At 70.7% G+C, this 25,675-nt stretch carries 23 protein-coding genes; 9 read left to right on the forward strand and 14 right to left on the reverse strand.

Annotation, left to right across the window (positions count from 1 at the left end):
* Positions 1-22: 22 nt before the first annotated feature.
* Genes glgB through OHT51_RS40225 form a run of 5 tightly spaced genes read right to left on the reverse strand, consistent with a single transcriptional unit; the run spans position 23 to position 7,756 of the window.
* Entirely contained in the window at positions 23-2,242 is a 2,220-nt protein-coding gene (gene glgB, locus OHT51_RS40205) for a 1,4-alpha-glucan branching enzyme (protein WP_328883846.1), read from the reverse strand.
* A gap of 3 nt (positions 2,243-2,245) precedes the next feature.
* Entirely contained in the window at positions 2,246-3,607 is a 1,362-nt protein-coding gene (locus tag OHT51_RS40210) for a maltokinase N-terminal cap-like domain-containing protein (RefSeq protein WP_328883847.1), read from the reverse strand.
* Between the two features lie 41 nt (positions 3,608-3,648).
* Complete coding sequence (treS, locus tag OHT51_RS40215) at positions 3,649-5,367, reverse strand: maltose alpha-D-glucosyltransferase (protein WP_328883848.1); 1,719 nt, start codon at positions 5,365-5,367, stop codon at positions 3,649-3,651.
* A 5-nt stretch (positions 5,368-5,372) separates the two neighbouring features.
* Positions 5,373-7,379 (reverse strand): alpha-1,4-glucan--maltose-1-phosphate maltosyltransferase, encoded by a 2,007-nt coding sequence (locus tag OHT51_RS40220; RefSeq protein ID WP_328883849.1) that lies wholly within the window; start codon positions 7,377-7,379, stop codon positions 5,373-5,375.
* A gap of 50 nt (positions 7,380-7,429) precedes the next feature.
* Positions 7,430-7,756: a DUF5133 domain-containing protein gene (locus OHT51_RS40225; RefSeq protein WP_328883850.1), complete on the reverse strand. Its 327-nt coding sequence runs from the start codon at positions 7,754-7,756 to the stop codon at positions 7,430-7,432.
* A gap of 295 nt (positions 7,757-8,051) precedes the next feature.
* On the opposite strand from OHT51_RS40225, the gene OHT51_RS40230 reads away from it, so the two are divergent.
* Entirely contained in the window at positions 8,052-8,564 is a 513-nt protein-coding gene (locus OHT51_RS40230) for a pep a2 (RefSeq protein ID WP_328883851.1), read from the forward strand.
* On the forward strand, positions 8,561-10,705 hold the full coding sequence (gene glgX, locus OHT51_RS40235) for a glycogen debranching protein GlgX (RefSeq protein ID WP_328883852.1): 2,145 nt from the start codon (positions 8,561-8,563) through the stop codon (positions 10,703-10,705). Before OHT51_RS40230 ends, glgX begins: the two co-directional genes overlap by 4 nt.
* 46 nt (positions 10,706-10,751) lie before the next feature.
* Here the strand turns inward: glgX and OHT51_RS40240 are convergent, their stop codons facing one another.
* Positions 10,752-11,555, reverse strand: coding sequence for a VOC family protein (locus tag OHT51_RS40240; RefSeq protein WP_328883853.1), 804 nt, complete (start codon positions 11,553-11,555; stop codon positions 10,752-10,754).
* 173 nt (positions 11,556-11,728) lie between these two features.
* On the opposite strand from OHT51_RS40240, the gene OHT51_RS40245 reads away from it, so the two are divergent.
* Entirely contained in the window at positions 11,729-12,061 is a 333-nt protein-coding gene (locus tag OHT51_RS40245; protein WP_328883854.1) for an ANTAR domain-containing protein, read from the forward strand.
* A 15-nt stretch (positions 12,062-12,076) separates the two neighbouring features.
* Here the strand turns inward: OHT51_RS40245 and OHT51_RS40250 are convergent, their stop codons facing one another.
* Positions 12,077-12,868 (reverse strand): SigB/SigF/SigG family RNA polymerase sigma factor, encoded by a 792-nt coding sequence (locus OHT51_RS40250; RefSeq protein ID WP_328883855.1) that lies wholly within the window; start codon positions 12,866-12,868, stop codon positions 12,077-12,079.
* A gap of 284 nt (positions 12,869-13,152) precedes the next feature.
* On the opposite strand from OHT51_RS40250, the gene OHT51_RS40255 reads away from it, so the two are divergent.
* The 4 genes from OHT51_RS40255 to OHT51_RS40270 all read left to right on the forward strand — a co-directional run bounded on the left by OHT51_RS40255 (position 13,153) and on the right by OHT51_RS40270 (position 16,013).
* On the forward strand, positions 13,153-13,635 hold the full coding sequence (locus tag OHT51_RS40255; RefSeq protein WP_443052668.1) for a MarR family winged helix-turn-helix transcriptional regulator: 483 nt from the start codon (positions 13,153-13,155) through the stop codon (positions 13,633-13,635).
* Positions 13,632-14,483 (forward strand): ABC transporter ATP-binding protein, encoded by an 852-nt coding sequence (locus OHT51_RS40260; RefSeq protein ID WP_328883856.1) that lies wholly within the window; start codon positions 13,632-13,634, stop codon positions 14,481-14,483. Before OHT51_RS40255 ends, OHT51_RS40260 begins: the two co-directional genes overlap by 4 nt.
* Positions 14,443-15,303: an ABC transporter permease gene (locus tag OHT51_RS40265; RefSeq protein WP_328883857.1), complete on the forward strand. Its 861-nt coding sequence runs from the start codon at positions 14,443-14,445 to the stop codon at positions 15,301-15,303. Before OHT51_RS40260 ends, OHT51_RS40265 begins: the two co-directional genes overlap by 41 nt.
* Before the next feature lie 188 nt (positions 15,304-15,491).
* Positions 15,492-16,013 carry a hypothetical protein gene (locus OHT51_RS40270; RefSeq protein WP_328883858.1) on the forward strand — a complete coding sequence of 174 codons (522 nt, stop codon included), beginning with the start codon at positions 15,492-15,494 and terminating at the stop codon, positions 16,011-16,013.
* Positions 16,014-16,069: 56 nt separating this feature from the next.
* Here the strand turns inward: OHT51_RS40270 and hemC are convergent, their stop codons facing one another.
* Both hemC and OHT51_RS40280 read right to left on the reverse strand, forming a co-directional pair.
* Positions 16,070-17,005 (reverse strand): hydroxymethylbilane synthase, encoded by a 936-nt coding sequence (gene hemC / locus OHT51_RS40275; protein ID WP_328883859.1) that lies wholly within the window; start codon positions 17,003-17,005, stop codon positions 16,070-16,072.
* Positions 17,006-17,022: 17 nt separating this feature from the next.
* The gene (locus OHT51_RS40280) at positions 17,023-18,288 is read right to left on the reverse strand and encodes an MFS transporter (RefSeq protein ID WP_328883860.1); all 1,266 of its coding nucleotides are present in this window, start codon (positions 18,286-18,288) and stop codon (positions 17,023-17,025) included.
* A 106-nt stretch (positions 18,289-18,394) separates the two neighbouring features.
* Here OHT51_RS40280 and OHT51_RS40285 point away from each other — a divergent pair, with 106 nt between their 5' ends.
* A complete protein-coding gene (locus OHT51_RS40285; RefSeq protein WP_328883861.1) occupies positions 18,395-19,402 on the forward strand; it encodes an ArsR/SmtB family transcription factor in 1,008 nt (335 codons plus the stop codon).
* Here OHT51_RS40285 and OHT51_RS40290 read toward each other — a convergent pair.
* Entirely contained in the window at positions 19,383-20,399 is a 1,017-nt protein-coding gene (locus OHT51_RS40290; protein WP_328883862.1) for a questin oxidase family protein, read from the reverse strand. The genes OHT51_RS40285 and OHT51_RS40290 overlap by 20 nt on opposite strands.
* Before the next feature lie 176 nt (positions 20,400-20,575).
* Here OHT51_RS40290 and OHT51_RS40295 point away from each other — a divergent pair, with 176 nt between their 5' ends.
* Positions 20,576-21,532 (forward strand): IS481 family transposase, encoded by a 957-nt coding sequence (locus OHT51_RS40295; protein ID WP_328877093.1) that lies wholly within the window; start codon positions 20,576-20,578, stop codon positions 21,530-21,532.
* Between the two features lie 46 nt (positions 21,533-21,578).
* Here the strand turns inward: OHT51_RS40295 and OHT51_RS40300 are convergent, their stop codons facing one another.
* From OHT51_RS40300 to OHT51_RS40315, 4 genes are all read right to left on the reverse strand, one after another.
* Complete coding sequence (locus OHT51_RS40300) at positions 21,579-22,355, reverse strand: NPP1 family protein (protein ID WP_328883863.1); 777 nt, start codon at positions 22,353-22,355, stop codon at positions 21,579-21,581.
* Between the two features lie 195 nt (positions 22,356-22,550).
* Complete coding sequence (ligD, locus tag OHT51_RS40305) at positions 22,551-23,528, reverse strand: non-homologous end-joining DNA ligase (RefSeq protein ID WP_328883864.1); 978 nt, start codon at positions 23,526-23,528, stop codon at positions 22,551-22,553.
* 91 nt (positions 23,529-23,619) lie between these two features.
* Positions 23,620-24,306, reverse strand: a complete 687-nt coding sequence (locus OHT51_RS40310) for a response regulator transcription factor (protein ID WP_328883865.1) — start codon at positions 24,304-24,306, stop codon at positions 23,620-23,622.
* Between the two features lie 174 nt (positions 24,307-24,480).
* On the reverse strand, positions 24,481-25,635 hold the full coding sequence (locus tag OHT51_RS40315; RefSeq protein WP_328884592.1) for a sensor histidine kinase: 1,155 nt from the start codon (positions 25,633-25,635) through the stop codon (positions 24,481-24,483).
* Positions 25,636-25,675 lie beyond the last annotated feature (40 nt).

The raw sequence follows: 25,675 nt of genomic DNA on the forward strand, positions 1-25,675 counted from the left end.
CAATTGACCCCGTTCGGTGATCTCAGCCGCGAGGGCAGGGCGACAGCAGCACCGTGGCAAGAGGCGGCAACGTCAGCCGGATGCGGCTGTCCTCCGGCTTCACCGGGTCCGGGTTGACGACGTCGCTGCCGCCGTACCGGGCGGCGTCCGTGTTGAGTGTCTCCTGCCAGGCGATGACGTCATCCGGAACCCACAGGGCGTAGTCGTGACGCACGACGGGGGAGAAGTTGGAGACGGCGAGCAGGGGGCTGCCGTCGGCACCGAACCGCAGGAACGCGAAGACGTTGTCGTCCGCCGCATCCCCCAGCACCCACCGGAAGCCGCCCGGGTCGGTGTCCCGCTCCCAGAGAGCCGGCGTCGTCCGGTACAGCCCGTTGAGGTCCCGGACCAGGTCCTGGACACCCCGGTGGTCGCCCGCCGACGCGTACCCGGGATCCAGCAGCCACCACTCGGGACCGTGCTCCTGGGACCACTCGGCGCCCTGGGCGAACTCCTGGCCCATGAAGAGGAGCTGCTTGCCCGGGTGGGCCCACATGAAGCCCAGGTACGCGCGGTGGTTGGCGCGTCGCTGCCACCAGTCACCGGGCATCTTGGACACCAATGCCTGCTTGCCGTGCACGACCTCGTCGTGGGAGATCGGCAGGACGTAGTTCTCGCTGTAGGCGTACACCATCGAGAACGTCATCTCGTTGTGGTGGTACTTGCGGTGCACCGGCTCCTTGGCGATGTACTCCAGGGAGTCGTGCATCCAGCCCATGTTCCACTTCAGCCCGAACCCCAGCCCGCCGCTGTCGGTCGGCCGGGTCACCCCGTCCCAGGCGGTCGACTCCTCAGCGATGGTGATGACGCCCGGATTGCGCCGGTACACGGTCGCGTTCATCTCCTGCAGGAACGCCATCGCGGCCAGGTCCTCCCGCCCGCCGAAGGCGTTCGGTGCCCACTGCCCGGACTCCCGCGAGTAGTCGAGGTAGAGCATCGAGGCGACGGCGTCCACCCGGAGCCCGTCGATGTGGAACTCCTCGCACCAGTACGTGGCGTTGGCGACCAGGAAGTTGCGCACCTCGGTGCGTCCGTAGTCGAACTCGTACGTCCCCCAGTCCGGGTGCTCGGCACGCCGCTCGTCCCCGGGCTCGTACAGCGGTTCCCCGTCGAACCGGCTCAGCGCCCAGTCGTCCTTGGGGAAGTGGGCCGGCACCCAGTCCACGATCACCCCGATGCCTGCCCGGTGCAGGGCGTCCACCAGGTACTTGAAGTCGTCGGGTGTCCCGAGCCGCGAGGCCGGCGCGTAGAAGCCGGTGACCTGATAGCCCCAGGACCCTGCAAAGGGGTGCTGGGCGACCGGCATGAGCTCGACATGGGTGAAGCCGAGGTCGTTGACGTACGCGGGCAGTTCGTCGGCGAGCTGGCGGTACGTCAGTCCCGGGCGCCAGGACGGGAGGTGCACCTCGTAGACCGAGAAGGGCGCTTGATGCACCGGGACGTCACCCCGGTGCGCCATCCACTGCTCGTCGCTCCACTCGTGGTGCGAGGCGTGCACGATCGACGCCGTGTCCGGTGGGACCTCCGCACGGCGCGCCATCGGGTCGGCCTTGAGGAACCGGCCGCCGTGCCGGGAGGTGATCTCGAACTTGTACCGGGCGCCCTCGCCGATGCCCGGCAGGAACAGCTCCCACACCCCGGACGCCCCGAGGGACCGCATCGGGAACGCCGTCCCGTCCCAGCAGGTGAAGTCCCCGGCGACCCGCACGCCCTGTGCGTTCGGCGCCCACACGGTGAACCGGGTGCCGGTCACGCCCTGGTGGGTCATCGGCTCGGCGCCGAGTGCCTTCCACAGCTCCTCGTGCCGGCCTTCGCGGATGAGGTGGAGATCCAGTTCACCGAGGGCGGGCAGGAAGCGGTACGGGTCGTGGACCTCGCACTCGTCGGACCCGTCCTCGGCGTAGGCCACCAGCAGTGTGTACGCGGGGATCTTCTTCAGCGGCAGTACGCCGGAGAAGAGGCCGCCGCCCTCCGAGACCAGCGCGGTGCGCTCGCCGTCGGCCACGACGCTCACCGCACGCGCGAACGGGCGCAGCGCCCGGAAGGCGATCCCGCCCGGGACCGGATGCGCCCCGAGCAGTGCGTGCGGATCGTGGTGGGCGCCCGACAGGAGGCGCTCACGGTCGGCCGGATCGAGTGCGGGCGCGGTGGCGCGCCGGCCCGGTCCGGCCGACTCGGGGCGCGAGGTCTCGTGCAGGGCCATGGGTCAGGCTCCTCTCACGGCGAGGCGTTCGATCGCCGCCATCGGTACGGGCAACCAGTCGGGTCGGTGCCGGGCCTCGTACAGGACCTCGTACACGGCGCGGTCGGTCTCATACGCACGCAGCAAGCCGTGCTTCTTGCGCGGGTCCCAGCCGGCGTGGGCGGCATAGCCCGCGCAGTAGGCCTCACGGCAGCGGCGCGCCCATTCCGGACGCCACGGCCGGCGCTGCCGGGCGGCGTAGTCGAAGGAGCGCAGCATGCCGGCGATGTCCCGCACCGGCGAGTGGACACCGCGCCGCTCGGCGAGCGGGCGGGACGGCTCGCCCTCGAAGTCGATGACGAACCACTCGCGGCCCGCCCGCAGCACCTGCCCCAGGTGCAGGTCGCCGTGGATGCGCTGGTCCGGCGGTCCGGGGTCGCAGCTGGCGAGGGCGCCGAAGGCGGTGCGCAGGCCGGGCACATAGGGCTGCAGGGCGGGGACGAAGTGCGCGGCGATCTCCAGACGCTCGGTCATCGCCGCCGCCATCTGGGCGTTCTCGCCGTGCGCCCGGGACGGGAAGGCCGACGCCAGCGCCAGATGCACCTCCGCGGTCGCCCGCCCCAGCTGCCGGGCCTCCGCCGTGAAGTCGCCGCCCGAGGTCAGCGCGTCCAGCGCCAGTGTCCAGCCGTCGGAGGCGTCACGCAGGAACGGCTGCAGCACGCCGAGCGTCGCCTCCCAGGGGTGCGTCGTCCGGAACCAGGCCACGGGGGCCGGGACTCGCCCGCAGCCCTGCTCGGCCAGCGCGCCGGACAGCTCCAGGTCGGGATTGACACCGGGCTGGATGCGCCGGAACAGCTTGAGGATGAACGCATCGCCGTACACCAGCGAGGAGTTGGACTGCTCGGCGTCCAGCACCCGCGGCACCAGCCCCGCCGGCACCGACACGCACGGGTCCGCCTCGAAGCACAGCGGGCCCGCCGTGCCGGGATGCCGCAGCCGCTCCAGGAGCAGCTGGGCCGAACGGGGGTCCTGCAGCGCGTCGAAGACCGTCAGACCGGCCAGCGGCCCCTCCTCCGCTCGGCCGATCAGCGCCCGGCCCAGCCGCGGTGACAGCTGCTGGCGTACGCCGAGCAGCAGCTGGTAGCAGTCACCGGCCGGGGGAGCGCCGCCGGGCGCGGGCACCGCGGAGTGACCGGCGTGCACCAGCAGATGCAGACAGCCCGGGAACAGCTCCGTCATCGACAGCAGTGCGAGGTCCGTGACGGGCCGGTCCTTGCCCGCGAACCAGCGCTGCCGTGGCAGCCACTCGCGCAGCAGTCCGGCGAGCGAGGCCATGGGGCTCGCGTCGACCGTACGGCTCGATCGGGGAGTTGCGGTCTTCTGCATGGTGACCCGTCCTTTCCTCGGCACACGCTCGAAGCTCACGCTCAAAGTCGTCGGCCGATGCGGGATGCGACTCGGGAGAGTCGGAACCAGTAGAAGCCGTGGCCCCCGAGGGTCAGCAGATACGGCAGTTCGCCGATCGCCGGGAAGCGGACCCCGCCGAACAGCTCGACCGGATGCCGGCCGGCGAACTCGCGCAGGTCGAGTTCGGTGGGCTGGGCGAAGCGCGCGAAGTTGTTCACGCACAGCACCAGGTCGTCCTCGTATTCGCGCAGGAAGGCGAGTACCGCCGGGTTGGAGGACTGGAGTTCCGTGTAGGAGCCGAGTCCGAAGGCAGGGTTCTGCTTGCGGATCTCGATCATGCGGCGGGTCCAGTGCAGCAGCGACGACGGCGAGGCCATCGACGCCTCGACGTTCGTCACCTGGTAGCCGTAGACCGGGTCCATGATGGTCGGCAGACAGAGCTGCCCGGGGTCGCAGGTCGAGAAGCCGGCGTTGCGGTCCGGTGTCCACTGCATCGGCGTGCGGACGGCGTCGCGGTCGCCGAGCCAGATGTTGTCGCCCATGCCGATCTCGTCGCCGTAATAGAGGATCGGGCTGCCCGGCAGGGCGAGCAGCAGCGCGGTGAACAGCTCGATCGAGTGCCGGTCGTTGTCGAGGAGCGGGGCGAGACGCCTGCGGATGCCGATGTTGGCGCGCATGCGGGGGTCCTTGGCGTACTCCGCCCACATGTAGTCGCGTTCCTCGTCGGTGACCATTTCCAGGGTCAGCTCGTCGTGGTTGCGCAGGAAGATGCCCCACTGGCAGCCGGACGGGATGGCCGGGGTCTTGGCGAGGATTTCCGAGACCGGGTACCTCGACTCCCTTCGCACGGCCATGAAAATGCGTGGCATGACGGGGAAGTGGAAGGCCATGTGGCACTCGTCGCCACCGTTTTGATAATCGCCGAAGTAGTCGACCACGTCTTCGGGCCACTGGTTCGCCTCGGCCAGCAGTACCGTGTCCGGATACATCGCGTCGATCTCGCGGCGGACACGCCTCAGGAATTCATGAGTGGCAGGAAGGTTCTCGCAGTTCGTGTCCTCCTCCGCGTACAGATACGGCACCGCGTCCAGCCGGAATCCGTCGATTCCCAGGTCCAGCCAGAAGCGCAGGGCGGCCAGGATTTCCTCCTGGACGGCCGGGTTCTCGTAGTTCAGGTCGGGCTGGTGGGAGAAGAAGCGGTGGAAGAAGTACTGCTTGCGGACCGGGTCGAAGGTCCAGTTGGAGGCCTCGGTGTCGACGAAGATGATGCGGGCGTCGGCGTACTGCTTGTCGTCGTCGGCCCACATGTAGTAGTCGCCGTAGGGGCCGTCGGGGTCCTTTCTCGATTCCTGGAACCACGGGTGCTGGTCGCTGGTGTGGTTCATGACGAAGTCGATGATGACCCGCATGCCGCGCTGGTGCGCGGAGTCGACGAATTCGACGAAGTCGGCGAGGTCTCCGAATTCGGGCAGGACGGAGGTGTAGTCGGAGACGTCGTATCCGCCGTCGCGCAGGGGTGATTTGAAGAAGGGCGGCAGCCACAGGCAGTCGACGCCGAGCCATTGCAGGTAGTCGAGTTTGGCGGTGAGGCCTTTGAGGTCGCCGACGCCGTCGCCGTTGCTGTCCTGGAAGGAGCGGACCAGGACCTCGTAGAAGACGGCGCGTTTGAACCAGTCCGGGTCACGGTCCTTGGCAGGAGTGTCCTCGAAGGTGTCCAGCACGGGCTCGTTGACGGTCATGACGCTCAGGACCCTCCGATCTGCGGTGGCGAAGCCTGGACATGGAGCACGTGCGCGGGGGCCCTGCCGGGCTCCAGACGGACGTAGTTGTTCCTGCCCCAGCGGAAGGTCTCACCCGTCAGTTCGTCGTGCACGGACAGGGAGGCATCCCAGTCCAGGCCGAGGTGCGGCATGTCCAACGAGACCGTGGCCTCCTGGGTGTGGTGAGGATCAAGGTTGGCGACCACCAGAACCGTGTCCGGGCCTGTGCGTTTGCTGTAGGCGATGACCGAGTCGTTGTCGGTCCGGTGGAAGCGGAGGTTCCTGAGCCGGTGGAGGGAGGGGTGGCCCCTCCGGATGGTGTTGAGTTTGGTGATCAAGGGGGTGATGGTGCGGCCCTCGTGCTCGGCTGTTTCCCAGTCGCGGGGGCGGAGCTGGTACTTCTCCGAGTTCAGATACTCCTCGCTGCCCTTGCGCACAGGGGTGTTCTCGCAGAGCTCGTAGCCGCTGTAGATGCCCCAGGTGGGGGAGAGGGTGGCGGCCAGGACGGCGCGGAGTTCGAAGGCGGGGCGTCCGCCGTGCTGGAGGAATTCGTGGAGGATGTCGGGGGTGTTGGCGAAGAAGTTGGGCCGCATGTAGGAGGCGGCTTCGCCGGAGAGTTCGGTGAGGTAGTCGGTGAGTTCCTGTTTGCCGTTGCGCCAGGTGAAGTACGTGTAGGACTGCTGGAAGCCGATCTGGGCCAGGGTGTGCATCATCGCGGGTCGGGTGAAGGCCTCGGCGAGGAAGATGACGTCGGGGTCGGTGCGGCCGATGTCGGCGATGACCTGCTGCCAGAAGACGACGGGTTTGGTGTGCGGGTTGTCGACGCGGAAGATGCGCACGCCGTGGGCCATCCAGTGGCGCAGGATGCGCAGGGTTTCCTCGACCAGGCCGTCCATGTCGGCGTCGAAGGCGATGGGGTAGATGTCCTGGTACTTCTTCGGCGGGTTCTCGGCGTAGGCGATGGTGCCGTCGGGGCGGTGGTGGAACCACTCGGGGTGTTTGTCGACCCAGGGGTGGTCGGGGGAGCACTGCAGGGCGAAGTCGAGGGCGACTTCCAGGCCGAGTTCGCCGGCCCGGGCGACGAACCAGTCGAAGTCGTCGAGGGTGCCGAGGTCGGGGTGGACGGCGTCGTGGCCGCCTTCGGGGGAGCCGATGGCCCAGGGCACGCCGACGTCGTCGGTGCCGGCGGAGAGGGTGTTGTTGGGGCCCTTGCGGAAGGTGGTGCCGATCGGGTGGATCGGCGGGAGGTAGACCACGTCGAAGCCCATGGCGGCAATCGCGGGCAGCCGGCGGGCGGCGGTGCGGAAGGTGCCGTGGGGCTGCTCGGGGGTGCCCTCGGAGCGGGGGAAGAACTCGTACCAGGAGCCGAACAGGGCCCGCTCCCGCTCCACCAGCAGGGGCAGCGGGTCCGACGCGGTGACCAGGTCCCGCAACGGATACCGCCCCAACACCGCGTCGACGTTCGCCGCGAACGCCGCCGCCAGCCGTGACACGGGCGGCAGTGAGTCGTCCCGCAGCGCGTCCGCGGCGGCCCGCACCGTGGCCTGCTCCGTCTTGTCGGGCACCCCGGCCGCCGCTCGTTCGTACAGCTCGCCGCCCGTCTCCAGGACGAGCCCGACGTCGATCCCGGCCGGGATCTTGATCTGTGCGTGGTGCCGCCAGGTGGCCACCGGATCGCTCCACGCCTCCACGTGAAACGTCCAGCGGCCCATGGCCGACGGGGTCACCTTGGCGCCCCAGCGGTCGCTGCCCGGGGCCAGTTCGTGCATAGGCGTCCACGGGCCGGGCCGGCCGTCCGGGTCGGTGAGTACGACATTGGCCGCGACGGCGTCATGGCCCTCGCGGAACACGGTGGCGGTGACCTCGAAGGTCTCTCCCACGACGGCCTTGGCCGGGTGTCTGCCGCACTCCACGGCCGGCCGTACGTCCCGTACCGGGATGCGGCCGACGGTCCCGGTGCCGGCACCGGTCCTGCTCTTGGTCCTGCCCATGGTTCACCTCCACCGTGCTCGAGGCCGGGCACCAGGCCCGGCCGGGGGATTCAAGCTGCGCCGGAAGGACGTCTGCCTTCCCGTTGGAAAGTCCACCGCCGCGTTCCCGGCGGGCCCCGCCGCGCCGAGACGCTGGCCGTGCGCGGCCGTTCGTCCAGCTCGCTGAGATAGGCGGCCGGAGTGCTGCGCAGATAGCGTTCGGCCGCGTCGGCGGCCTCGCGCGCGCAGCGCTTTCCCATCAGCACGCAGAGGGTGTAGCCGGTGTCCTCGAAGGTGGCACGGACCGTCAGGTCGGCCGGGGCCGCGAGCATGGCGCGTTCCCAGGCCCGATATCGCCGCAGTTGCCGGGCGACTTCGGCTTTGGCCGGTAGCAGCATGGCGCCGTTCACCTTCCGGACTCGATGACGCGTTTCCCGGCCGTCGGGCGGAAACCCGTGCGCGCACGCACGGGTTCCGTTACGGGTATCGAGGTCTTCACACATGGTGCACGGTCGACGACTCAGCGTCCTGTTGGATCTTCAACTACCTCAGTGATGTCCTCCTGTTGCACGAATGGCCTACCGCCCCCACCCTGGAGTCACTCAGAAGCGATCAGCGCTCACGCTCCGTACTCGGGGCCCGTCCCGCAGGGGCGAGGAGAGCGGGAGCTTTCGCGGTGAGGAGGTAACGACGGTGAAGACCGCAGTGCCCTGCTACTACCACCTCGACGTGGAAGTCAGCCCCGAACGGGTGGGTCAGGTCAGCCGAATTCTGGCCGCTCACCTCAGGTACTGGGACCTGGAGACGCTTGTCGAGCCCGTCCGCCACAGCACCGAGATGCTGCTGCGGGCCATCGACGAGCACGCGAGGGACAAGAACACCTCGATCGAGATGTGGTGGAACGGCCAGCACCTCATCACCGCCATCGGCGACAACAACCGTGCCCTGCGCCCGGACCACGAGCTGCGTGCCTGCCTGCAGCACCTCGCCGCCATGAGCGACGGCTGGGGGTGCTGCGCCACCGAGACCGGCGCCAAGATCATCTGGTTCTCGCAGCGCGCCCGCGCCGGCGAACGCGCCCCGCTCGTGCCGGCCGCACCCGCGCCCAACCTGCTCGAGGCGCTCGAGGTGCCTCGCGAGGCACCCGTCACGGCCGTCGCGGCCGCGCCGGGCATCCGGGACGGCGTCCTGGAGGAGGCCCGGTGACCGCGCGGAAGCGCAGCAAAGGGGTGCCCGCCTGGAGCGGGCACCCCTACCCGCTGGGAGCCGCCTTCGACGGACAGGGCACCAACTTCGCCCTGTTCAGCGAGGTCGCCGACCGCGTCGAGCTCGTCCTCGTCGACGACAAGGACCGGCACATCCCGATTCCGCTCACCGAGGTCGACGGCTTCGTCTGGCACGGCTATCTGCCCGGTGTCGGCCCGGGACAGCGCTACGGCTACCGGGTGCACGGCCCCTGGGACCCGGGCCTCGGCCACCGGTGCAATCCGGCGAAGCTGCTGCTCGACCCGTACAGCCGGGCCGTCGACGGCCAGGTGGACAACCACGCCACCCTGTTCGAGCGCACCCCCGGCGCCCCGTCCCCGGGCGACAGCGCCGGGCACACCATGCTCGGCGTCGTGACCGAGCCGTACTTCGACTGGGGCGACGACCGCCCGCCCAGACGGCCGTACGCCGACACCGTCATCTACGAGACCCACGTACGGGGCCTGACCGCCACCCACCCCGACGTCCCGCCGGAGCTGCGCGGCACCTACGCCGGGCTCGCGCACCCCGCGGCCGTGGAGCATCTGACGTCCCTCGGGGTGACCGCCGTCGAGCTGATGCCGGTGCACCAGTTCGTCCAGGACGGCGTGCTGCTCGACCGGGGGCTGTCCAACTACTGGGGCTACAACACGATCGGCTTCTTCGCGCCGCACAACGCCTACGCCGCCCACGGCACCCGCGGTGAGCAGGTCAACGAGTTCAAGTCGATGGTGAAGGCGCTGCACGAGGCCGGCCTCGAAGTCATCCTCGACGTCGTCTACAACCACACCGCCGAGGGCAACGAGCGGGGCCCCACCCTCTCCTTCCGCGGCATCGACAACGCCTCCTACTACCGCCTCGTGGACGGCGACTGGGCGCACTACTACGACACCACCGGCACCGGCAACAGCCTGCTGATGCGCCATCCGTACGTGCTCCAGCTGATCATGGACTCGTTGCGCTACTGGGTCACCGAGATGCACGTCGACGGCTTCCGCTTCGACCTCGCGGCCACGCTGGCCCGGCAGTTCCACGAGGTGGACCGGCTCTCGGCGTTCTTCGACCTGATCCAGCAGGACCCGGTGATCAGCAGGGTCAAGCTGATCGCCGAGCCGTGGGACGTCGGCGAGGGCGGCTACCAGGTGGGCAACTTCCCGCCGCTGTGGTCGGAGTGGAACGGCAAGTACCGGGATGCCGTACGGGACTTCTGGCGCGGTGAGCCCGACTCGCTCGGCGAGTTCGCCTCCCGGCTGACCGGCTCCTCCGACCTGTACGCGCACAGCAGGCGCCGCCCGCGCGCCAGCGTCAACTTCGTCACCGCGCACGACGGGTTCACCCTGCGCGACCTCGTCTCGTACAACGACAAGCACAACGAGGCCAACGGCGAGGGCAACCGGGACGGCGAGAGCCACAACCGGTCCTGGAACTGCGGCGCGGAAGGCGACACCGACGACCCGGCCGTGCGCCGGCTGCGCGCCCGCCAGCAGCGCAACTTCATCGCCACGCTGATGCTGTCGCAGGGCATCCCCATGCTCGGCCACGGCGACGAACTCGGCCGCACCCAGCGCGGCAACAACAACGCCTACTGCCAGGACAACGACGTCTCCTGGATCGACTGGGGACTCACCGACGAGCAGCGCGCACTCGCCGACTTCACCCGTTACGTCATCGGGTTGCGCGCTGCTCACCCCGTCCTGCGCCGCCGCCGCTTCTTCAAGGGCGAGACGGCCACCCACCCCGACCAGCCGCTGCCCGACCTGGTGTGGCTGCTCCCGGACGGCCGCGAGATGACGGACGAGGACTGGCAGGACCCCGACGCCCACTCGGTCGCCGTCTTCCTCAACGGCGACGCCATCGCCGAACCCGACTGGTGCGGCCGCCCGGTGGTGGACGACTCCTTCCTGCTCCTGCTCAACAGCTACTGGGAGCCGGTGGAGTTCCAACTGCCGGACGCCACCTTCGGCGACCGCTGGACCCCGCTGATCGACACGGCGGAACCACAGGGCCCGCCGGACGAGTCGGAGTACAAGGCAGGCACCGCCGTCCTGGTGGAGCGCCGCAGCCTGCTGCTCCTCTCGACGCCCTCACGGCAACGCCCCTGAGGGGCGCGGAGAACTGCAGGACCAGCCCCCACAGAGCCGCAGACGACTACCGAGAACGCCGCGAAGTCACCGTGAACTGCGCCCCGTCAGGATCCCGCAGCACAGCCTCGTCACTCCCCTTCGACAACACGCTCCCCCCATGCCGCTCGGCCGCCCGCGCACAAGCCCCCACGTCCGCGACCGCGAAATGCACCTGCCAGTGCGGCCGAATCGTCGGGTCGGGCGCAGCCTCCAACGCCCCCGACTCGATCCGCGCCACGACATCGCCCCGGCTGCGCAGCACCACCTCGCCGCCCTCGTAGCGGACCTCGCAGCAGCCGGCCCGCTCCGACGCCCAGTCGAGGACCTCGCCGTAGAACATGGCCGAGTCGAACGCGTCGCGGGTGTGGAGCCGGATGAACGTGGGCGCGGCACGCCGCCAGGTCTCCCAGTTGGAGGGGAGCTCTCCCTCCCAGACACCGAAGGTCGCCCCGTCCCGGTCGGCCAGCAGGGCCGCGCGCCCGGGCGGCAGGGAGAGCGGGCCGACGGCCGATGTGCCGCCCCGCTCCTGCACCCGCGCCACGGCCTCGTCGGCGCTGGGCACGGCGAAGTAGGGGGTCCAGGCCACGGCCATCTGCCACATCGTGGCGACCGCCGCGACCCCGGCCACCGGCACGCTGTCCGCGAGCGCGACCCAGAAGCGGTCGCCCAGCTTGGCGGGCCGCCAGCGCCACCCCAGCACGGCGCTGTAGAACCCGTGGGTGACGTCGAGATCACGGCTGGTCAGACTCACCCAGCAGGGTGCGCCGAACACGGAGTGCGTGGACACGACCTCGGCCGTGCTGTTGGAGCTTGTCGCATCGTGGTTCATGGCAGTCGCTGTCCTGGTTCTCGCCCGAGCCGGCGGCCACCGGTCTTGTATCAGTGTCCAGCCGGATTCGCTCCGAGGCCTGCCGAGTACCCCCGGCGTGGCGCCGAAACGGCCCGCCGGAGCGACCCTGCCCCTCGCTGGCACGAGGCAGGCAAAGCGGCGACCATGGTGGCGTGGCAGCGACACCGCACGAGCCCGCGGACGGGACCGACAGGATCATCGAGCTGGAAGAGGAAGTCGAACAGCTCAAGGAGGCGATGGTCTCGCACGCCGTCGTGGACCAGGCGATCGGAATGATCGTCGCCCTCGGCCGCGTGGCGCCGGAGCAGGGATGGGCGGTGCTGAAGGACGTCTCCCAGCACACGAACATCAAGCTCCGCCATGTCGCGGAGCTCATTCTCAGCTGGGGCCGGGACGGGGAGATGCCGCCGGAGATCCGCGTCGAACTGGAAGAGGCCCTGGAGCGTTACGGCCCGACGCAGATTCCGGGATCGTCCCAGGACTGACTCACTCCTCCGGTGTCAGCGGGCTTCGGCGAGTATCTCCTCGCGCAGCTGGGCGAAGCAGCCGCTCAGCAGGCGGGAGACGTGCATCTGCGAGATGCCGAGCTGCTGTGCGATGCGGCTCTGGGTCATCCCGCCGAAGAAGCGGAGGTAGAGGATGGTCCGCTCACGCTCCGGAAGCCGTTGCAGACACGGCTTGACCGTCACGCGGTCGACGACCACTTCGTACGCCGGATCCGGGCCGCCCAGGGCGTCCCCCAGCGCGTAGCCGTCCGTGCCGGGCATCTCCGCCTCCAGCGACAGTGCGGAGAAGCACTCCAGGGCCTCCATCCCGGCGCGCACCTCGCTCTCGCTCAGCTGCGCGTGCTCGGCGATCTCGGCGACGGTGGGCGCGTGCCCCGAGGTGTTCTGCGACAGCTCCTTCATGGAGCTCCGCACCCGGTTGCGCAGGTCCTGGACCCGGCGCGGCACATGCAGCGTCCACATGTGGTCGCGGAAGTGCCGCTTGATCTCGCCGGTGATGGTGGGGACGGCGTACGCCTCGAAAGCGTGGCCGCGTGCCGGGTCGTAGTGCTCGACGGCCTTGACCAGACCCAGGGCCGCCACCTGGTACAGGTCTTCCAGGGACTCGCCGCGGCCCTTGAAGCGGACGGCGATCCGCTCGGCCATGGGAAGCCAGGCCTGGACCAGCTCGTCCCTGAGCAGCTTCCGCTCGGGTCCCTCGGGCAGTCCGAGAAGGTGGTCGAAGGCCGCCGCGGTGTCGGGGGCGTCGTCGTGGGGGTGCTGCTTCGTTCTGGTGGTGGCACTCATAAGGTGCGCACCTCCCTCGGCGGTGCTGACTGGACAAGACACCGTGGGGGGCACGCACTCGGACCTCAGGAGGTCACCCAGGGTCCGGGCGGGCCGGCTCCCACGGACGTGCCTCCTGTCCGAAGCACATATGTCACTTTTCCCCATGATAGGGCATCCGAAACAAAATTCGTGAATGCGACTACGTGTGACTGCGGATTCACTCGACGTCCGGAAGGGGCACGCAGCCGTCCTTGACCCTTCCTTGGGGTCATTAGCTCTGCTACAGAGGTAATCTCGACGATGTGGAAGACGACGTGGAAAACCACGTGGAAGGCGACTCGGCCCTCCCCGAGGAACTCGCCGACGCGCTCGTCGGAGTCCAGCGACTGATCCGACGCCGGCTGCGGCGCGACATGACCGCCCCACAGCTGCGCGGCGCGGAGGTTGAGCTGTTGCGGCTGGTCGTGGAACGGCCCGGCATCGGGATCTCGGACGCCGCCAAGGAGCTGTACCTGGCGGGCAATTCGGTGTCCACGCTGGTCAACCAGCTGGCCCGGCAGGGCTACCTGCTCCGCGAGACCGACCCCGCCGACCGCCGCGCCGCCCGACTGTTGCCCACCTCCGCGGCCGAGGACCGGCTGAGCGAGTGGCGCAGACGGCGCGCCGATCTCGTACGCCACCAGGTGTCCCGGCTCGACGAGCCGGACCGGGAGACACTGCTCGCGGCGATCCCGGCGCTGCGCAGACTGGCCGACTCACTGCGCGAGGAGACGGAGCGACCATGACACACGACGCTGTCACCGAGGCCGTGGCCTGCACCGGGCTGGCCTACGCCTTCGGTGACACCAACGCGGTGGACGGACTCGACCTGACGGTGGCGCAGGGCGAGGTCTTCGGCCTGCTCGGTCCCAACGGCGCCGGGAAGACCACGGCGATCCGCTGCATCACCACCCTCCTGCCGGTGCCCACGGGGATGGTCAGCGTCTTCGGGCACGACGCGGCAGGCGACCGCATGGCCGTACGTCGCCTGCTCGGCTACGTCCCGCAGCAGTTGTCCGCCGACTCGGGCCTGACCGGCCGCGAGAACGTCGTCCTGTTCGCCCGCGTCTTCGACGTGCCCCGTCGCGAACGCGCCGCACGGGTCGGCCAAGCCTTGGCCGCGGTCGGCCTCACCGACGCCGCCGACCGGCTCGCCGGCACCTACTCGGGCGGCATGGTCCGCCGCCTCGAACTCGCCCAGGCCTTGGTCAGCGCACCCCGGCTGCTGATCCTCGACGAACCGACCATCGGCCTCGACCCGATCGCCCGCACCGGAGTGTGGGAGCACATCAACGCCGTCCGCGCCGCCACCGGCATGACGGTCCTGGTCACCACCCACTACATGGACGAGGCCGACCAGTACTGCGACCGGGTCGGCCTGATGCACCACGGCCGCATCCGGGCCCTCGGAACGCCGGCCGAACTCAGGGAGGGGCTCGGCGCCCGCCGGCGCGCCGCCGGGGCCGCCGGCACCGACCCGCTGCCCACGCTGGAGGACGTCTTCCGCGACATCGCCGGCAGCGGGCTCGACGAGAGTTCAGGAGACTTCCGCGATGTCCGAAGTACCCGCCGCACCGCACGCCGTGTCGGCTGACCGGGACCGCGCCGACGGTATCGACCTGCTGCTACGGCCGCCCGAGCCCCGCGCCGGCTGGCGGGTGCTGCCCGCCCGCGTCCTCGCCATGTGCGCCGTCGAGCTGCAGAAGCTGCGCCACGACCGCACCGAGCTCTACACCCGCGCCGTCCAGCCCGCCCTGTGGCTGCTGATCTTCGGCCAGACCTTCACCCGGATCAAGGCGATCCCGACTGACGGCATCCCCTACATCGACTATCTGGCACCCGGCATCATCGCCCAGTCCGCGATGTTCATCGCCATCTTCTACGGCATCCAGATCATCTGGGAGCGCGACGCCGGCATCCTCAACAAGCTGCTCGTCACCCCGACCCCGCGCTCGGCCCTGATCACCGGCAAGGCGTTCGCGGCCGGGGTGAAGTCCCTGGTGCAGGCGGCCGTCGTGATCGTCATCGCGGCGGTGCTCGGTGTGGCGCTGACCTGGAATCCACTGAAGCTGCTCGGCGTCGCCGCGGTCGTCGTCCTCGGCTCGGCCTTCTTCTCCTGTCTGTCGATGACCATCGCCGGCATCGTCCTCAGCCGCGACCGGCTGATGGGCTTCGGGCAGGCCATCACCATGCCGCTGTTCTTCGCCTCCAACGCCCTCTACCCGCTGTCGGTGATGCCGGGCTGGCTCCAGGCGGTCAGCAAGGCCAACCCGCTCAGCTACCAGGTCGACGCCCTGCGCGGCCTCCTCCTCGGCACCCCCTCGCACCTCGCGCTCGACTTCGCCGTTCTGCTCGTGGCCGCCGCGCTCGGCATCGCCGCCGCCTCCTCGCTGCTGGGCCGGCTGGCCCGCTGATCTTGGTGCGGAACGTGATGTGCGGCACGTGGGTGAACAGGCCCACCGGGCCGGTCGGCGGATTCCTCCTGCCCACGGCTTGATCGGTGATCAAGGGGGCGAATGGGCTGGCCACAGCGCATTCTGCTCATTTGACAGTGCACTGAGCGCAAAGATAGGAAGCAGCTCTCTGGGTCGAGAGGTGGATTGTGTACGAGCCGAACGTGGTCGGGGACTGGCACGAGTACGACGAGCATGCCGGTCTGCGTGTCCGCGTCCACCAACTGGAAGCCGCCGAGCCGCCGCGCGGACGCGACGAGGCCGCGGAGGGGCTCGCGTACTTCAGGGTCCGCGTCACCGTCGAGAACCGCGGCGAGCGGCACCTCGGGATCCACCTCGAGGACGGCCAGATCGACGTGCGGATCGGCCGCGAGGGCGAGGCGGCGTTCATCGACTGGCGCAACTCGCAGTTCATCGAGGGCTTCGACGTCTACCCGCTGCGCCGCGCCACCGCCGTGCTGTACGCCGCCGGCCCGGAGGCGAGCCTGAGCCAGGTCGACGTCCAGATTCAACTGCGCGTCGAGGAGGAGTGGGCCGACCGCCGGCTGTGGAGCGGCGGCCTCGGCCTCCAGGAGGACTCCGCCGGCGCCCACGCCGCCACCCTGCGCGACGGCCTCGCGCTCCAGGTGAGCAACTTCCTGCGGGAGCAGGCCGAAGAGGGCACCGCCTGACGGGCGCCCCGGTGAGGGGCGCCGCCTGGTGGGGGAATCGAGCCCGGACAGCACACCTAGTGCGGGATGCCGTCGATGATCTCGCGGGCACCCTGACGCAGCAGTGCGACCGCGACCGACGTGCCGAGGGTGGCGGGGTCCAGTCGGCCGGCCCATTCGTGGGCGTTGAGCCGCGTCTTGCCGTCCGGGGTGAAGACGCACGCCCGCAGGGACAGTTCGCCGCCCCGGTCCACGCGCGCGTACCCGGCGATCGGGCTGTTGCAGTGCCCCTGCAGGACATGCAGGAACATCCGCTCGGCGGTGGCCTCCCGGTACGTGTCCGGGTCGCCGAGGCCGCTGACCGCGTCGATGAGTTCGCTGTCGCCCTCCCGGCACTGCAGCGCGAGGATGCCCGCGCCGATCGGCGGCATCATCACCTCGGGGGAGAGGGCCTCGCTGATCACATCGGTGCGGCCGATGCGCTCCAGGCCGGCCACCGCGAGGAGCAGCGCGTCCGCCTCACCGGCTGCCAGCTTCTCCAGCCGCCGGTTGGCGTTGCCGCGGAACGGCACGCATTCGAGGTGCTGGTGAGTGGCGGCCAGCTGGGCGACCCGGCGCACCGAGGAGGTGCCGATGCGGGTCCCGGGCGGGAGCTCGTCCAGGGTGAGGCCGCCGGGGTGGATGAGGGCGTCCCGGATGTCGTCCCGCTTGAGGAACGCCGCGAAGGTCGTCCCCGCGGGCAGCGGCCGGTCGGCGGGGATGTCCTTGACACAGTGCACGGCGAGATCGGCCTCGCCCGCCAGCAGAGCCGCGTCCACCTCCTTGGTGAACGCCCCCTTGCCCTCGACCTGGGACAGATCACCCATCCACTTGTCACCGGTCGTCTTCACCGGCACGACCTCGGTGCGCACACCGGGGTGCAGGACCGCCAACTCGGCGCAAACACGCTCCACTTGGGCGAGGGCCATCGGCGAGTCGCGGGAGACGATACGGATCAGTTCAGGCACGGACATGCGGCCACGATAGACCGTCACAACCCCGTGTCCGCACCGTACCGCCCCATTCCCGCCCGGCCCTTGCCCTCTCCCGCCCGGTCCGTGTCACTCGCCCGGCCCCCATCGCCCACCCGGTCCCGGACGTCCCGGCGCACCGGCCACGTCAGCACCGCCAGCGCCCCCACCGTGAGCAGCCCGCCGACCAGGAACGTCCCGCGCACCCCGACCGCGGGCAGCAGCACGCCCCCGAGCAGCGCACCGGCGGCGATGCCCACGTTGTAGGCGGCCGAGGTGGCCGCGAGGGCGGTCTCGGTGCGGCCCGGTGCCACCTGGAGCACCTGGCTCTGTGTCGCCATGAAGGCGGTCGCGACCGAGGCGCCGAGCAGCATGACCAGTACGACAGTCGCGGCCGGGACATGTCCTGCCACGTGGAGGCCGAGCAGCGCCACCGCCTGCGCCGCCACCGGCACGGTCAGCGTGGCGCGCGGGAAGCGGTCGAGGAGGAGCCCGGCGACCGTGACCCCGGCCAGCGCCGCCCCGCCGAACGCCAGCAGCACGGCACTCACCGCGTCCTCGCGGAACCCGCTGACCTCGTCGAGGAAGGCGACGACGTAGGTGAACCCGGCGAAGGCACCGGTCACCGACAGGACGGTGACGGCCAGCACGACGAGGAACCTGCGCCGGTCGGGGGCGGCGCCGTACGCGGAGTGGCCGTCCTGCGGGCGGGACGACGGCAGCAGGGCACCGATGGCCACGAGCGAGACGAGCGCGAGCACGCCGAGCAGGGCGAAGGGCGTCCGCCAGCCGGTGTGCCCACCGAGCCAGGTCCCGGCCGGTACCCCGGCCACCGTGGCGAGGGAACCACCGACGGACAGCAGCCCGATGATCCGCCCTCGGCGCTCGGGCGGGAACAGACCGACCGCGACCGGCCCCATGACCGACCAGAACACCGCCTGCGCCAACGCCGTCGCCACCCGCGCCGCCAGCAGCACCCCGTACGACACACCGCCCAGCGCCGACACCCAACTGCCCACGGCGAGCAGCCCCAGCAGCCCCGCGAGCAGATACCGGCGCGGCACCGACCGGGTGACATGGGCGAGGGGCAGGGACACGACGGCCACGGTCAGCCCGTAGCCGGTGACCAGAGCGCCCACGGCCGTGAGCGACACCCGCAGATCGTCCGCCATGAGTGCGAGCAGGCCGACCGGGAGGTTCTCGGTGGTGTTGAAGGTGAACGCCGCCAGCATCAGCGCCGCGACGACGGCGGCACGCCGCCAGCGTGCCGGACGTACGTAGCCCATCCATCCGCCTTTCCAACAGGGGGAGTCGGGGCAAGCGTGCGGGGCCGCGGCGGGCGCCTCTACTCTTTCGGTCCAGGACGAATCGCTGCTCACGACGGGGGTCGCCATGCCGCTCGCCCTGCACCTCGGCACCGCCGACCTCACCCGCTGCCGGTTCGCGATCTCGCCGCTGTGCCAGACCCACGAGGCGCTGCGCATGCTCCGCCGACCCGCCCGGCACGGCTACCACCGAGGCTGGCTGCGCCGCATGCGCCGTGCTGTCGCCGGCCTCGACCTGGCAGAGCTGTGGCTGTTCATCCCGCCCGTCGGCGGCTACACCCCGGACTTCCTCGGCCCGCCGCCGCAGGAGCCGTACCCCACCATCGAGGACGAGCTGGCGAGGATGCACGCCACCGATCCCGTCCTGGCCCATGCCGAGATGACCCGCTCGCTGGCCTGCACCCCCGAACTCGCCGAGTCGCCCCAAGGGCGCGCCGCGCTCTACGACCCCGCCGCCACCGTCCGGCGCCTGGCCGACCTCACCGAGCGTGCCTGGCACGCGCTGCTCGCCCCGGACTGGCCGCGCCACCGTGCCGTGCTGGAGGCGGACATCGCGCACCGCTCGCGCCGGGCCGCGGACGGCGGCCTCGACGCGCTGCTCACCGGCCTGCACCCGGCCGTGGACTGGGCCGGCCAGACGCTCACCCTGCGCAGGTACGCCGATGTGGCGGATGTCCAACGGCCCGACGGCAGGGGCATGTTGCTCATGCCGAGCGTGTTCGTGTGGCCGGACGTGGTGAGCGGCTTCGCCCGGCCCTGGCAGCCGTCGCTCATCTACCCCGCCCGAGGCATGGGCCACCTGCACACCACCCCGGCGCCACGCCCGCCGGAGGCACTCTCCCGCCTCGTCGGCCACCAGCGCGCGGCCGTCCTCGCCGGTCTGGCAGTGCCCGCCTCGACGACGGACCTGGCGTGCCGTCACGGGCTCGCCCCGTCGACCGTGTCGGCCCATCTGTCGGTTCTGCGGGAGGCGGGCCTGCTGGAGTCGCGGCGTCAGGGCTACTACGTGCTGTACGGGCGGACGGCCCTGGGAGATGCCCTGGCCGACGGACGGTTCACACCAGGGGCGGGCTGATCTCGACGGCGCGCTGGGCCGCCGCGAGGGCGACGTCGTCACCCACGTCCAGCGCGGTGTCGGTGAACTTGATGACGTGCTCGTCACCGTGGGCGAGAGCCAGCTCCATGGCCTCCTCGCGCGTCAGCCGGGCAGCCGGGGTGCAGGCAACGGCCTCGACGGGGGTGTACATCGCGGTGACCGCCGCGGACGCCGTCCAGGCCGCCCGCAGGCTCGGCACCCACTGGTCGCGCGGCAGCGAACCCAGTGTGCGCAGCACGGCGTTGGGCGCGGTGGCCGCGTGCACGAGCATGGTCGGCTCGCCGTGACCGTGGGTGGCGTAGCGGCGGGTCGCGGCGTGCACGAGTTCGGTGAGCCGCTCGCGGGCCGTTTCCGGGTCGGTCACGTCGTCCGCCCAGGCGGGCAGTCGGCGTACGGCGGACAGCCGGTTCCGGAACCCCAGGTGCCCCGCCTCGATCGCGGGTACGGCGTCCAGGGCGGCCGTGGCCGTCGGCGCGCCGGGCAGCGGGGAGACACCGGTCACGGGCTGATGCCGTGCCGCCCAGTAGCCCAGCGCGTGCGCGAGTTCGGTGAGCCGGGGCGCGTTCTCGTCCGCTTCGAGAGCGCGTACGGCATGGCCGACACGGATGACCGTGTGGGTGGCGCCGCCGTACAGTCCGGGCAGCAGGCGCGGCCACCACTCGGCGAGGACGCTGCGCCACGGACGCTCGGCGAGCATGCGGGAGTAGTGGTCGGTCCAGTCCGTGATCCGCCGGGGATCCCCCAGCGCCGCACGCCAGTTGTCGTCCGTGACGGGGGCGACGCGGTCGGGGAAGTCCTCCAGCTTGTCCCGGTAGAGGTCCACCCAGCGGTGGACGGCGCCCGCGTGTCCGTGGGAGGCGAGCGCCTCGACGACCATGGGGGCGTGGTTGGACAGCCAGCCCTCCCGTTCCGGGCCGGATGCGTGGAGGCGTTCAAGTGCTTCTTCGAAGTGTCCGCTCGTGGCGATCGTGTCCATGAACCGGACGCTATGTCGCACCCCGGTGCGCAGGGATCGGGCGCGGGACGGAAGCCCAGGTGCCGGGGGGCCTAGGTGTATTGATCACGAGCGTTGTTGACACTCGCCGGGCTTGATCATGGCGAAGACCTCCGGTGTGGTGGAGCTGTCTAGGACTGCACCGAACGGAGGTCTTCGTGTCCCACCGTAATGCCCGGCTGACCGTTCACGGCAGGCGGCTGCTGATCGAACGTGTCGGCGCCGGGCGCCCTGTCGCTCACGTAGCCGCCGAGATGGGCATCTCCCGCGCCACTGCCCACAAATGGATCCGCCGCTGGCGATCCGAAGGCGAGCCGGGCCTTGTCGACCGCTTCAGCAGGCCGCGCACGACGCCACACCGCACTACAGCGGCCCTGGAGGCCCGTGTCTGCCAACTGCGGCAGGCCCGCAAACTCGGCCCGGCACGCATCGGCCCTGTCCTCGGTCTGCCTGCCTCCACCACGCATCGCATCCTGGTCCGCCACGGTCTGAACCGGCTGGCGCACCTGGACCGCCCCACCGGGCAGGTCATCCGCCGCTACGAACGCGACCGGCCCGGCGAGCTGATCCACGTCGACGTCAAGAAACTCGGCCGTATCCCCGACGGCGGCGGCCACAAGGTCCTGGGCCGCCAGGCCGGCCGCGCCCGCCGCAGCAGCATGGGCTTCGACTACATCCACTCCGCCGTCGACGACCACACCCGCCTCGCCTACAGCGAAATCCACGGCGACGAGAAAGCCGCCACCTGCGCAGACTTCCTCCGCCGGGCCGCAGCCTTCTTCACGACCCGCGGCATCGACCACATCGAACGGGTCCTGACCGACAACGCCTGGCCCTACCGCAAAAGCTTCGCCTGGCGCCAAGCCCTGGCCGACCTCGGCGCGACCGGCAAACTCACCCGCATCTACCGGCCGCAGACCAACGGCAAAGTCGAACGCTTCAACCGCACCCTGCTCGACGAATGGGCCTACCGGCGGCCCTACACCAGCAACACCGAACGCACCGACGCCCTGGCAGACTTCCTGCACACCTACAACCACCACCGCTGCCACACCGCACTCGGCGGCCAGCCACCCATCACCCGCGTCAACAACGCTCCGGGTCAATACACCTAGGTCCCGCGCCCGATGTGACTCGGGCTCAGGTTCGGAGCCGAAGGGATCAGGCGTTGGGGTCGAACGCGATCCCCGACGGCTTCGCCGACGCCAGGTGGCTGGCGAAGCTGCCGTCCTTCAGGCCGAAGTTGGCGCTGCCGAAGTTGTACGCGACCAGCTTGTCGCGCACGCCTGCCGGATAGCCGTTCCAGCCGACCAGCGACGGATACTGCCAGGTGCCCTTGTGGTTCTCCGGCGGCTCGTCATTGGAGTTGGCGAGCCGGAAGCAGTGCGTGCTGATGCCGTCCTTGTGGTACACGATCTTCGCGTGCGTGCCGTCGAAGCGCACCGACGACGCCGGACTGATCGTGAACGAGCCGTGGTTGGACGTCGAAACGTACTGCACCGCGTTGTTCTGCACCCACACCACGGCGTGCTCCCAGTCGTGCCGGTGCCCGCCGATGCTGCTGCCCGCCACCGCCTGGTCCTTCTCGAAGTACAGGCCGTACATGTAGGCACACCAGCCGTTGTTGCACTTGTAGCGGGAGTAGCCGTTGGTGTTGTCGAGGTCCGAGGCGTCCCGGCAGTTGCCGTTGAGCGCACCGGTGGGGTTGAGGCCGCCGTTGACGGTTCCGTCGGGGCCGATGGCGGGGGTGGAGTAGCAGCCGTCGGTGTCGTAGTCGAACGCCGGCTGGTAGGTCTTCTCGGCCGAGTCGGCGTTGGCGGGCAGTGCCGCCGGCGGGGCGGCGAAGGCGACGCTGGGGAAGGCGACGACCAGCGCGGCGGCACCGGCCAGCCCGGTGAGCCATCTCTTGCCATGCGTGCGGAAGGTGGTTGACGACACTGCGTCTCCTCGGGGTCCGGGCGCAGCCCAACGGCTGTGGGGGGAAAGGCAGTTCAGGATCCCCGGTTTTCACTTACGCGCCAAGAGCCACGGGCGTACCGGTGGGTGAAGGACAGCGCAATAGTTGCCGCCCAGCCTGTGTGCCGGATGTCGGTGTCCTGCGGGCGTGTCAGACGTTCGTGTCAGACGTGCGTGTCAGAGGTCGTCGGGGATGTCGGCCGACGCGTCCTGCGGCGCGAGGTCCGGCCGCAGGCGCAGCCAGGACGGCTGGCGCAGCATCCCGGACCGGGTGCGGACGCTGTAGCGGACCTCGCCGACCAGCCGGGGCAGCACCCAGTGCGCGCCCGGCACGCGCGGGGCGGGGTCGAAGGGGCAGGTGTCCGTCTCGGACGCCTGCAACAGTTCGGCCAGGTGGGCCCGTTCGGCCTCGCTCCAGCCGGTTCCCACGCCGCCCACGTAGCGCAGCCGCCGGGCCGCGTACTGGCCGACCAGCAGCGCGCCCGGCAGGCCGGTGAGCCGTCCCTTGCCGGGCAGCCACCCGCCGACGATCACGTCCTCGCTGCGCATGTTGCGGATCTTGATCCAGGCGCGGGAGCGCACCCCGGGCTCGTACACCGAGTCCAGCCGCTTGCACACCAGCCCTTCCAGCCCGTGCTCACGGGTGGCCGCCAGTGCCTCTGGGCCGTGTCCCACCAGCGCGCCCGGCGTCGACCAGTACGGCCCGCCCAGGTCGAGGCCCTCCAACTGCCCGCGCCGCCGGGAATAGGGGACCTTGAGCAGGGAGCTGCCCGCCAGGTGCAGTACGTCGAAGAGCACCAGGTGGACGGGGGTCTGCGCGGCCATCCGGGCCGCCCGTGCCGGGGCGTGCGCGAGGCCCATGCGGGACTGCAGCAACTGGAAGTCGGCGCGGCCCTCTTCGTCCAGCGCCATGATCTCCCCGTCGAGTACGGCCGGTGTGGTGCCGAGCGCGCCGCCCAGCGGCCGCAGTTCGGGATAGGCGGCCGTGATGTCCTCACCGGAACGGGCGCGCAGCAGCAGGCTGCCGTCCCCTTCCAGATAGATCACCGCCCGCTGGCCGTCCTGCTTGGTCTCGTACGCCCAGCGCGCGTCCTGCGCCGTGGGCGGCAGGGTGCCGGGTGTGGCGAGCATCGGAGGGATCAGCGGCAGGCTCACGGGTCAGTTGTCGACGCCCCGGCGCGCCGCCACGCACCCTGGCGGCCGTTTTCGCCTGAACGGCGGCTTTACCCGGACGGCGGACGGGACGTCAGTGGCCGGCGTTCGGCGGAACGGCCCGTACCAGGCCCGACTGATAGGCCATCACGACGAGTTGGGCACGGTCGCGGGCGCCCAGCTTCGTCATGGCGCGATGGACGTGGGTGCGCACGGTCAGCGGGCTGACGAAGAGCTTCTCGGCGATCTCCTCGTTGGAGTGGCCCTCGGCCGCCCACGCCATGACCTCCCGCTCGCGGGCGGTGAGGGCGGCGAGGTGCTCGGGTGCGGCCGACTGCGAGCTCTCGGCGGGGGAGGCCAGGAACCGGGTGATCAGCGTGCGGGTCGCGGTGGCGGAGAGCAGGGACTCGCCGGCGGCCACGGTCCGGATGCCGTCGAGCAGCACGTCCGCGGTGACGTCCTTGCCGAGGAAGCCGCTCGCCCCGGCGCGCAGCGCCTGCGCGACGTACGCGTCGATCTCGAACGTGGTGAGGATCAGCACCCGCACCGCCGTGAGGTCCGGGTCGGCACAGATCGCGGACGTGGCGGCCAGTCCGTCGGTGCCGGGCATGCGGATGTCCATCACGACCAGGTCGGGCCGGTGGGTCCGGGCGAGGTCGACGGCCTCGGCGCCGTCGGCGGCCTCGCCGACGACCTCCATGTCCGGGCAGGAGTCGATCAGGATCCGGAAGGTGGCCCGCAGCAGGGCCTGGTCGTCGGCGAGCAGGACGCGGATGGTCATGGGCGGGGAGTCTTCCGGTTCCGGATCGTTGGACAGGGCTCAGCTTTCCCGGATCGGCCCGCGATGTCGTCGTGCGGCTGCCGACAATCGTGCCTACTCGGAACGCAGTACGTGCCGCGGGTCATGTCATCCCCGAGCAGGACAGCCGGGCCGTGGCCGCGCACGGCCGCGGGCTCACCACACGCACGGCAGCTCCACCTCGACGACCGTCGGCCCGCCCACGGGGCTCGACATGCGCAGCGTCCCGTCGAGCGCCGCCACCCGCCGCCGCATCCCGAGCAGTCCCGAACCGCTCGACTCGGCGGCCCCGCCGTGGCCCTGGTCGGCCACCTCGACCTGCAGCCCGCGCCGCATGCGGGCGATGCGCACCGTCGCCGTCGGCGAGCCGCTGTGCTTGGCGACGTTGGTGAGGGCCTCGGCCACCACGTAGTAGGCGGCCGCCTCCACGGCCGCCGGGGCCCTCGGGCCGTCGTCCTCCAGCCCCGCCACGTCCACGGTCACCCGCACCCCGGCGCCGGCGGCCAGCGCCCGGACCGCACCGACCAGGCCGCGGTCGGTCAGGATCGGCGGATGGATGCCGCGCACCACGTGCCGCAAGTCGGTCAGCGCCTGCTCGGCCTGCTCCTGGGCGTCGTCCTGGAGTTTGCGTGCCGCGCCCGGATCATGGTCGTAGGCACGCTTGGCGAGGCCGATCCGCATGGACAGCGCCACCAGCCGGGCCTGCGTGCCGTCGTGCAGGTCCCGCTCGATACGGCGCAGCTCGGCGCCGTGCGCGGCGATCGCATCGGCCCGGGTCGCGGTCAGCTGCTCGACCCGGGCGGCCAGCAGCGCCTTGGGCGACGGCCGGAGCAGCGACGTCGACCAGCCGGCCTCCAGGTCCGCCAGACGCGTGATCCACGGCAGGACGACGGCCCGCCGACGCAGCAGTCCGCAGCCCACGCCGTCCACGACCAGGCCGACGGGCCACAGCGGCAGGGCGAGGACGAGCAGCGCGCCGTAGACGCAGTAGGCGGCCATCCATCGCAGGTCGGTGAGCGTGCCGGGATCGCGTACGGCCGTCCGCAGCCGTTCGGTGAGCGGGCCGTCGATGACCTGGTACGCCTCGGGGATCTCCCGCCCCGTCCAGGCGGCCGTCGAACGCCGCTTGGCCCCGGCGATCCGCCGCACCAGCAGCACCGTCTCGGGCAGCAGCCAGGCACCGATCACCGTGACCGTCCCGATGGCGGTGATCAGCAGCACGGTGATGAAGAGGTACATGCCGAAGGCCATCGCGGCGGCCACCGTCAGATGGACGGTCGCGCGTCCGGCCTGCCGCACCGTCGCCCGCATGCCTCTGACGCCAGGTGCGGCTCGCTTCACCATGTCCACC

The sequence above is a fragment of the Streptomyces sp. NBC_00299 genome (assembly GCF_036173045.1).
GTDB classification, from domain to species: domain Bacteria; phylum Actinomycetota; class Actinomycetes; order Streptomycetales; family Streptomycetaceae; genus Streptomyces; species Streptomyces machairae.